Genomic DNA, 8,273 nt, shown 5'->3' with positions numbered 1-8,273 from the left:
CTGGCCGCCCCGACCATCGACGCCGTGCACGCCCGCATGCGCGCGATGGAGGGCTGAGCCGTGTGGCTGATCGCGCGGCGCTCGTTCGCCGAGGGCTGGATGCGGCTGGCCGCCACCCTGCTGGCCGCGCTCGGCGCCATCGCGCTGATCGCGGGCTCGCTGCAGTTCACGCTGCGCGCGCAGGAGGCGGTCTCGGGCAGCGACGCCAGCGAGTACGCCCGCGCCGACGTGCTCGTGCAGGGCGGGACGATCGACGCCGACGACCTGTACACGCCGCCGGACGGCCGGGTGCGGCTGGACCGGGTCGCGTCCCGGCCCGGCGTCGCCGCCGCCGCCGGGGACGCCATGGTGCCGGTGACGGCCGCCCGGCCCGACGGGAAGGCGATCACCGCCCCGGTGGAGGGCGGCACGCTGCTGCGTCCGTGGATCTCCGACCGGCGGCTGAACCCGTACCACCTGGAGGCCGGACGCGCCCCGGCCGCCGACGGGGAGGTCGCCGTCTCCCGGCACGTCGCGCGCGCCGGAGAGCTGGACGTCGGCGACACCCTGACGCTGCTGCTGCCCCGCGAGACCCGGCGGGTGCGGATCGCGGGGATCGTCACCGTCCAGGGCCGCGGCTCCGTGGCCGCCGGCGACCTCGTGCTGGCGCCGCCCGCCACCGTCGCGCGCACCGCCGGGCTGCCCGCCGGGACGTGGCAGAGCGTCTGGGTGAAGACCGCCCCGGGCGTGCCCGCCGACCGGCTGCGCGCCGAGCTCGCCCGCGACCTGGGCGGCGAGGTGACCGTGCGGACGGGCGCGTCCGTGCGCGCCGCGATGCGCGCCGACACGCAGTCGGCCGGGGCCTCCATCGGCGGCGCGATCGGCATGCTCGCCTCCGTCGCGATCTTCGTCGGGCTGTTCGTCGTGGCCAACACGTTCGGCACGCTGGTGCGCCAGCGCACCCGGCGGCTGGCGCTGCTCAGCGCGATCGGCGCGACCCCGCGGCAGATCAAACGGCTGATCCGGTTCGAGGCCCTCGCGGTCGGCGCGGTCGCCTCGGCGGGCGGGGTGGCCGCGGGCTATCCGGTGTCGGCGCTGCTCACCCGGCTGTTCGCGCAGGACGGCTTCGACATCTCCGCCGCCGACGCCCAGTTCGGCTGGGTGGCGCTCCTCGTGCCCGCCGCGGCCGGGATCCTGGTCACCCAGCTCGCCGCGTGGCGGGCCGCGCGCCGCGCCGCCCGGATCTCGCCCATGCAGGCGCTGCGCACCACCGCCACCGAGACGCCGGGCCGCCGCTGGCCCCGGCTGCTGGGCGCGTTCGCGGTGTTCGCCCTGGCGGGCGGCTGGTACGCGCTGTCGTTCGCGGTGCGCCTGGAGGAGCCGCCCGGCCCCGAACGCACGGTCGGCACCGCATTGATGATCATGTTCGCGACGATGACGGGCGTGGCCGGCCTGGCGCTGCTCGCCCCGTTCTTCGTCGGCCCGCTGGGCGGCCTGGTCGGCCGCGTCGGGATGCTGGTCAGCGGCGAGACCGGGCGGTTGGCCCGCGCCACCATCACCCGCAGCCCGCGCCGCGTCTCCTCGGCCGCCTCGTCGCTGATGCTGGGCGTCGCGCTGGTCGCCTCCACGGCAATGGTCACGCTGTCGGTGCAGTCCCGGTTCGACGAGGCCGGACGGCAGGTGCTGGCCGCCGACCACGCCGTCACCGCCACCGGCGTGAGCTCCGACGGCGCCGCCGCACCGCTGCCGCGCGACGTCGCGGCCCGCGTGGCGGCCCTTCCCGGAGTGACCCGCGCGACGGCGCTCACCCAGACCGACGTCAAGCTCGTCTCGCCCGCGCCGCGCCGCCCGTCCCCCGAGGACCCGCCCGAGGCGTTCCACATCCTGGTCAGCGGCGCGGACCAGAACGGCCTGCGCGACGTGCTGCGGCTCGGCGGCCGGCTGCCCGCGCTGCGTCCCGGCGAGATCGGCCTGACGTCGGCCGTCATGGAGGCCCAGCGCCTGCACCGCGGCCAGCGCATCACCGTGCGCGGCTCGGCGGGCCGGGTCACGCTGACGGTGGCGGGCGCCTACCACGACCCGTCGCACCTGTTCGCCGACCAGGCCCTGGTGGCGCCCGCGACGATGGAAACGCTCGACCCGAACGCCGTGACGCAGGCCGTGCTGGTCCGCGGCGGCTCGGCCGACGCCCTGACCCGGACCGTGGCGGACGTGCCCGGCGCCGAGGTGTACGACCGCGCCGGCTACGTCGACGCCGTCGCCGGAAGCCTCACCCGGGGCCTGCGCGTGATGTACGGCTTCCTCGGCATGGCGCTGGTGCTGGCCCTGTTCGGCATGGCCACCACCGTGTCGATGAGCGTCGCCGAACGCACCCGCGAGTTCGGGCTGCTCGGCGCGGTCGGCACGACGATGACGCAGATCCGCTCGATCGTCCGCTGGGAGGCGGCCACCGTGGTGCTCCTCGGCACCCTGCTGGGCGTCGGCACCGCGCTCGGCACGATCGCCCTCCTGCACGTGACGACCGGCAGCTCGTTCCTGCGGCCGCAGTCGCCGTGGTGGCTGTTCCCGCTGGTGGCGGCCGGTGCCGCCGTGGTCACCCTGGCGACCTCGGCCTTCCCCGCCCGCCGCGCGGCCGACATCCCCATCCTGGAGGCCACCAAGGCGGAGTGATCCGCCTGGGGGCTAGCGGTAGGCGCCGCGGCGGTGGCAGCCGGTGAGGTGGTCGTCGACCAGCCCGCAGGCCTGCATGAGGGCGTACGCGGTGGTCGGGCCGACGAACCGGAAGCCGTGCCTCTTCAGCTCCTTGGCCAGGGCCTTGGAGCCGGGGGTGAACGCGGGGACGTCGGCGGTGGACTCCGGGGCGGGGGCCCCGGGGTCGGCGTACCGCCAGGCCGTCGCGGCCAGGCCGCCGGGCAGGTCCAGCGCGGCCCGGGCGTTGGCGATCGCGGCCTCGATCTTCGCCCGGTTGCGGACGATCGCCGCGTCGCCCATCAGGCGTTCGACGTCGGACGCGTCGAACGCCGCGACCTTCTCGGGGTCGAACCCGGCGAACGCGGCCCGGAAGCCCTCGCGTTTGCGCAGGATCGTCAGCCAGGACAGGCCCGACTGGAACGCCTCCAGGCACAGCCGCTCGTACAGCCCCCGGTCGTCGCGGACCGGGCGCCCCCATTCGTCATCGTGGTAGGCGACGTAGTCGGGCGCCGACACACCCCAGGGGCAGCGCGCCCGACCGTCCTCGCCGAGGATCGCCGTGCTCATCGCCCCCGTTTCTACCGCACGGCTCCGACAGTTCCGGCCGCCCCGAGGCCGTCAGGCCGATCCGGCGACGCCCGTCAGGCCGGCCGGGCGGTGCGCGAGGCGAGGCGGGCCAGGCGGCGCAGGGCGAGGGTCATGAAGCCGCGGACGACCGGGCCCGCCACCAGCCAGGCGGTGCGGCCCAGGGGCCCGAGAGGCAGGTCCAGGTGTTCGGCCCAGGTGACGCGGCTGCCGCCACCGGGCAGCGGGGCGACCGCGAAGAACGCCTCCCCGCGGACGATCCGGCCGGTGTGGCGGACGGTGACGCGGCGTCCCGGGCGCCATCCGGTGATGACCATGGTGTCGGTGAAGCCGACCGAGCCGACGCCCGTCCAGGCCTCCAGTTCGGCGCCTTCGCCGTGCCCGCCCCGGGCGCGCGTGAACGGCATCCACTCGTCGTGCCGGGGCCAGTCGGTGAGGACACCGAAGACGTCCTCGGCCGCCACGGGCGCGGCGGCCTCGGCGTGCACGGCGACACGGCTCACGGCTTGTCCTCGTCGTCGCGCCGTTTGGCCAGGTCGATCGGGTCGTCGACGGAGTCGTCGCCGGGCCGGACGGGGTCGTCGCCGGGGTGGGCGGCCTGCTCGGGGTCGTCCCAGGACACGCGCTCGCCCGGTCCGTAAAGTTTTGGTTCGATCTCGCGGTCATACGGGGCATACGGGTCGTCCACGGCGTCCACCTCCGCATCGCCGAGGCGGTTCCGCAGCACGTCGACCTGCCGTTCCAGTTCGGCCACGCGGACGTCCCGCTCCGACAGCGCGTACGCCAGCCGATGCAGCGTCTCGTCGGCGACCTCCACCTGGTAGCCCCACAGGCCGCGCGGCAGCCGCAGCAGCGCCACGTCCGGCGCGGTGAGGGCGTGCCCCGGCGGCAGCCGGAACGGCGCATGGTCGGGACGGGCCGGGGCCAGTTCGCCCCCGCGTCCCATGGCGAGGACCACGACGGCGCCCAGGACGGCCAGGCCGGCCAGGACGAGCACCACAACCACGATCTCGCTCCGATCTGTCTACGCCTCCGCATGACGATCGTGCCACGATCTGGGCATGGACGTGCAGGAGCAGCGTGTCGTGCCGCTCGCCGCGGCGGTCCCCGAGGACGTCGCCGACGCGGGCGTGGCGCCGCCCGCCGACCGGGTCGAGGCGCTGGTGGCGGCCGGACGGCCGATGCTGGTGACGCTCGTCCCCGACGACCCGGGCAGTCCCGAGCCGGACGCGGGACTGCTGGCGGCCGCCGCCGTGTACGCGTGGCTGGGCGTGCGGACGCTGCGGGTGCCCGAGACGCAGGAGGCGGCCGTCCGGCAGGTGGTCGACATGGTCGCCTCGATCCGGGGGACCCGCCCGCCCGCGCTCACCCGCCGCGGCCTCGCCTGAACGCACAAGCCGCGCCCCGCCGAGGATGCCGGCAGGGCGCGGCCCGGGAGGGTCTGGTCTCAGGCGCGCAGGCGGTGCCAGGGACCGGTGATGGCGAAGGTGACGCCGGGCTCCTGCCGGTTGGCGAACAGCGTCCGGCCGTCCGGGGAGAACGTCACGCCCGTCATCTCGCTGTCGTTGAAGGCGTTGCGGGCGAAGGCGAACGGCTTGCCCTTGCGGGTGGTGCCGACGAGGTACTGCTCGCCGTCGCCGTCCTCGGCCAGGATCACGCCGCCGCCGTACGGGGAGACGGTGATGTTGTCCGGGCCGTCGAACCGGCCGCCCGGCTTGAACACCAGCTCCAGTTCGATCGTCTGGCGGTGCGGGTCGTACTTCCACACCTGCCCGGCGTGGTCGGCGGCGGCGCCGTCACCGGTGCGGGAGTAGCTGGCGACGAAGTACGCCTTGCCGTGGCCCCACCAGGCGCCCTCCAGCTTCTGGCTGCGGGTGATCTTGTCGAACTGCTTGCGGGTGGAGGTGGCGGCCGCCGACGGGTCGGGCACCTTCACCCACGTGACGCGGAACGTGGCGCCCGGCTCCTGCACGACCGACAGGTCCGGCAGGTCGGGGACGTACATCGCCTCCAGCAGCCCGCCCGCCATGTAGCTGTGGTAGCCGCCCCGGTGCACCTTCGGGGTGAACCGGTAGAACAGGCCGAACGGCTTGCTCGCGTCCTCGGTGAGGTAGGCGATGTTGGTGCGCGGGTCGACCGCGACGGCCTCGTGCGCGAACCGGCCCATGCCCGTGATCGGCTCGGGCTTGGTGAGCCGGCCGGACGGGTCGACCTCGAAGACCCACCCGTGGGACTTGGTCTGCCCGCTGAAGCCCTCGGTCTCCTCGCAGGTCAGCCAGGTGCCCCAGGGGGTGCGGCCGCCGGCGCAGTTGGTGGACGTCCCGGCGAGGCTGATGTACTGCGAGACCAGCTTGCCGTCGCGGTCGACGTCCAGGGTGGTGGTGCCGCCGTAGGCGGCGGGGTCGTACACCAGCCCGGCGGGGGCGACCGGCTTGACGCCGCTGCCGGTCTGCTCGTGGTTGCGCACCAGGCGGGTGACCCCCGGGCGGGGGCCCTTGAACGTGGCGGTGCCGTCGTGCTTGCCGGGAACCAGCACGCCGTCCTTGATCGTGTCGCCCTGGGCGGAGATGGTCGTGTACGAGAAGCCCTTGGGCAGGTCGAGCTGCCCCTTGGGGTCGGGCACCAGCGGGCCGTAGCCGTACGCCTCACCGGCGTCGGCTCCCGCGGAGGTCTGGAAGATCGTGTCGAGGCTGCCGGCCAGGGCGATGGACAGCGCACCGGCGGCGCCGCCCTTCACCACCCCGCGACGGGACACGGACATGGGCTCTCCTTCGTGTCTGCTCAGGCCACGCGGGAGCCTGGTCGGCGCCGGTGAACCGGCGGTGAACCGGTGCGGACGGGCCCGGAAAAACCGCAGGACACCGTCCGCCCGGCGGGTCGCGACGGCCCCGCCGGGCGGATATGGATCACGGTTCCCGGGGGCGGCGCGGGCCGCCTGCCGGACCAGCGGTCACAGCTCGGCCTCGGCGTAGTCCTCCGGGGTGGCCTGGATGCGCGGCTGGGACCGCTCCAGCAGGTCGAACGCCTCGGCGACCGAGCCCGTCCAGCTGATCGCGTCGAAGATCTTCGGGCGGGCGAACCCCTGGTCGGCCAGGCCGCGCATGAGGTCGCGCAACGGCTCGTACACGCCGTACGGGTCGAGCAGCACCAGCGGCTTGTCGTGCATGCCGAGCACCCGGGCGGTCCAGATCTCGAACAGCTCCTCCAGCGTGCCGATGCCGCCGGGCAGCACCAGGAACGCGTCGCTGCGGCGGTCCATCTCGCCCTTGCGGCTGCGCATGTCCGGCGTGACGATCAGCTCGTCGCTGTCGTGGTCGGCTATCTCCAGACTGGCCAGGCCCTCGGGGATCACCCCGACGGTGCGGGCGCCGCCCGCCCGCGCGGCGCGGGCCACCGCGCCCATGCACGACACCTGGCCGCCGCCGCTGACCAGGCTGTGGCCGCGGCGGGCCAGCTCGGCGCCGACCTCGGCGGCCAGCTCGACGAACTTGCGGTCGATCCGGCCGCTGGAGGCGCAGAACACGCACACCGCCATGCCGGAGTCCGCGGACTGGGGCCGGCTCATCAGGTGCCGTCCACCCCCGCCTCGGCCGCCGCCGCGCGGGCCGCCTCCTCCTCCTGGATCCGCCGCTCCTGCAGCCGGTGCGCCTCGACGATGACGCGCACGACCTCGTCGGGGTCGTCGGTGAGGTGCACCAGGTCGAGGTCCTCGGGGGAGATCTTGCCGGACGGCAGCATGGTCGCCTTGATCCACTCCAGCAGGCCGCCCCAGAACTCGGTGCCGACCAGCACGATCGGGAACCGGGTGATCTTGCGGGTCTGGACCAGGGTGATGGCCTCGAACAGCTCGTCCAGCGTGCCGAACCCGCCGGGCAGGACGACGAATGCCTGTGAGTACTTCACGAACATCGTCTTGCGGACGAAGAAGTAACGGAACTCCAGCCCGATGTCGACGTGGTCGTTGAGCTTCTGCTCGAAGGGCAGCTCGATGCCCAGCCCCACCGACAGACCGCCCGCGTCGTCGCAGCCCTTGTTGGCCGCCTCCATGATCCCCGGCCCGCCGCCGGTGATCACCGCGTAGCCCGCCTCGTGCAGCCGGGCGCCGATGTCGACGGCCAGCTCGTACTCCTCCGAGCCGGGCTTGGTGCGGGCGCTGCCGAACACGCTGACCGCCTGCGGCAGCTCGGCCAGCAGCCCGAAGCCCTCCACGAACTCCGCCTGGATCCGCAGCACCCGCCACGGGTCCGCGTGGACCCAGTCGACCGGCCCGCGGCCGTCCAGCAGCCGCTGGTCGGTGGTCGTCTGTGGTACGGCGTTGCCCCGCAGCACCGCGGGCCCCTGCCGTCGCTTCCGGGGACTCACATCCGATGTCATGCCCTCACCGTAACCAAGGGCCCCGGGCGGGACCCCCCGATTAAAACCGAGGTGTGACGGCCGGGGCAGGCGCGACGCTTATGCAGAAGTGGCAAAGCATGCTCGTGTTCACCCCGGGGACCGGAAGGTCGCCGTCCGGCACGCCCGCGCGGAGCGCCCCGGCGGCCCGACCGCGACGACAGGGGAGGTGACGGCCCCGGCGAAGCCGGTGTTCCTCGACGTCTCCGGGCGCCGGGCGCGCCTGGTGCGGCGGCTCGGGCTGGTGGCCGGTGCCCTGCTCACCGCGTACCTGACGGTCCTCGGCGTGAACCTGGTGGCCGGGGCGGACGTTCCGTACACCCCGTGGCCGGCGGTCAAGCCCGGCACCAAGGCCCCTCAGACGGAGAACGAGCGGCACGGACGCGCCACCGTGCGGCCCACCGCCGTGCCGCAGGAGGCCGTAGCGACGCCGCCCAGTGGACGGCCCGCGCCCGGCACCGGCGCCTCGCCCGCCTCCGACGGCGGCGCGGCACGACCGGCGACCTCGACGACGTCGCCCCCCACCGCACGGACGCCCGGCGGGTCCCCGCCGGCCTCCGCGCCGGGCCGGGCGCCGAGCGCGCCCCCCGCCAAGGGCCGCGACAAGCGCGTGGACGGGTGACGTG

Annotated in this window: 9 protein-coding genes; 3 read left to right on the top strand and 6 right to left on the bottom strand. The window is 74.8% G+C overall.

Annotation, left to right across the window (positions count from 1 at the left end):
• Positions 1-60: 60 nt before the first annotated feature.
• A complete protein-coding gene (locus ABD811_RS10380; RefSeq protein WP_344944477.1) occupies positions 61-2,649 on the top strand; it encodes an FtsX-like permease family protein in 2,589 nt (862 codons plus the stop codon).
• Between the two features lie 12 nt (positions 2,650-2,661).
• Here ABD811_RS10380 and ABD811_RS10375 read toward each other — a convergent pair whose 3' ends face one another.
• The 3 genes from ABD811_RS10375 to ABD811_RS10365 all read right to left on the bottom strand — a co-directional run bounded on the left by ABD811_RS10375 (position 2,662) and on the right by ABD811_RS10365 (position 4,261).
• Positions 2,662-3,237, bottom strand: coding sequence for a DNA-3-methyladenine glycosylase I (locus ABD811_RS10375; RefSeq protein WP_344944475.1), 576 nt, complete (start codon positions 3,235-3,237; stop codon positions 2,662-2,664).
• A 74-nt stretch (positions 3,238-3,311) separates the two neighbouring features.
• On the bottom strand, positions 3,312-3,758 hold the full coding sequence (locus tag ABD811_RS10370) for an SRPBCC family protein (RefSeq protein WP_344944472.1): 447 nt from the start codon (positions 3,756-3,758) through the stop codon (positions 3,312-3,314).
• Positions 3,755-4,261, bottom strand: coding sequence for a hypothetical protein (locus ABD811_RS10365; RefSeq protein WP_344944469.1), 507 nt, complete (start codon positions 4,259-4,261; stop codon positions 3,755-3,757). The genes ABD811_RS10370 and ABD811_RS10365 overlap by 4 nt, the downstream gene beginning before the upstream one ends.
• A 55-nt stretch (positions 4,262-4,316) precedes the next feature.
• Here ABD811_RS10365 and ABD811_RS10360 point away from each other — a divergent pair, with 55 nt between their 5' ends.
• Complete coding sequence (locus ABD811_RS10360; RefSeq protein ID WP_344944468.1) at positions 4,317-4,643, top strand: hypothetical protein; 327 nt, start codon at positions 4,317-4,319, stop codon at positions 4,641-4,643.
• Between the two features lie 59 nt (positions 4,644-4,702).
• Here the strand turns inward: ABD811_RS10360 and ABD811_RS10355 are convergent, their stop codons facing one another.
• The 3 genes from ABD811_RS10355 to ABD811_RS10345 all read right to left on the bottom strand — a co-directional run bounded on the left by ABD811_RS10355 (position 4,703) and on the right by ABD811_RS10345 (position 7,629).
• Entirely contained in the window at positions 4,703-6,016 is a 1,314-nt protein-coding gene (locus tag ABD811_RS10355) for an alkaline phosphatase PhoX (RefSeq protein WP_344944466.1), read from the bottom strand.
• A 189-nt stretch (positions 6,017-6,205) separates the two neighbouring features.
• Positions 6,206-6,820: an LOG family protein gene (locus ABD811_RS10350; protein ID WP_344944463.1), complete on the bottom strand. Its 615-nt coding sequence runs from the start codon at positions 6,818-6,820 to the stop codon at positions 6,206-6,208.
• Positions 6,820-7,629, bottom strand: coding sequence for an LOG family protein (locus ABD811_RS10345; RefSeq protein ID WP_344944460.1), 810 nt, complete (start codon positions 7,627-7,629; stop codon positions 6,820-6,822). The genes ABD811_RS10350 and ABD811_RS10345 overlap by 1 nt, the downstream gene beginning before the upstream one ends.
• A gap of 187 nt (positions 7,630-7,816) precedes the next feature.
• On the opposite strand from ABD811_RS10345, the gene ABD811_RS10340 reads away from it, so the two are divergent.
• Positions 7,817-8,269 carry a hypothetical protein gene (locus tag ABD811_RS10340; protein ID WP_344944457.1) on the top strand — a complete coding sequence of 151 codons (453 nt, stop codon included), beginning with the start codon at positions 7,817-7,819 and terminating at the stop codon, positions 8,267-8,269.
• Positions 8,270-8,273: the final 4 nt, after the last annotated feature.

This window comes from Actinomadura miaoliensis (genome assembly GCF_039536785.1).
GTDB lineage: Bacteria > Actinomycetota > Actinomycetes > Streptosporangiales > Streptosporangiaceae > Spirillospora > Spirillospora miaoliensis.
The sequence above is the reverse complement of the archived record's forward strand: the minus strand, read 5'-3'. Positions and strand labels throughout refer to the sequence as shown.

Bases quoted from the DNA above. Each gene is read 5' to 3' on its own strand.
- ABD811_RS10350 (WP_344944463.1), bottom strand. From the start codon at position 6,820: ATGAGCCGGCCCCAGTCCGCGGACTCCGGCATGGCGGTGTGCGTGTTC.
- ABD811_RS10360 (WP_344944468.1), top strand. From the start codon at position 4,317: ATGGACGTGCAGGAGCAGCGTGTCGTGCCGCTCGCCGCGGCGGTCCCC.
- ABD811_RS10355 (WP_344944466.1), bottom strand. From the start codon at position 6,016: ATGTCCGTGTCCCGTCGCGGGGTGGTGAAGGGCGGCGCCGCCGGTGCG.
- ABD811_RS10345 (WP_344944460.1), bottom strand. From the start codon at position 7,629: ATGACATCGGATGTGAGTCCCCGGAAGCGACGGCAGGGGCCCGCGGTG.
- ABD811_RS10375 (WP_344944475.1), bottom strand. From the start codon at position 3,237: ATGAGCACGGCGATCCTCGGCGAGGACGGTCGGGCGCGCTGCCCCTGG.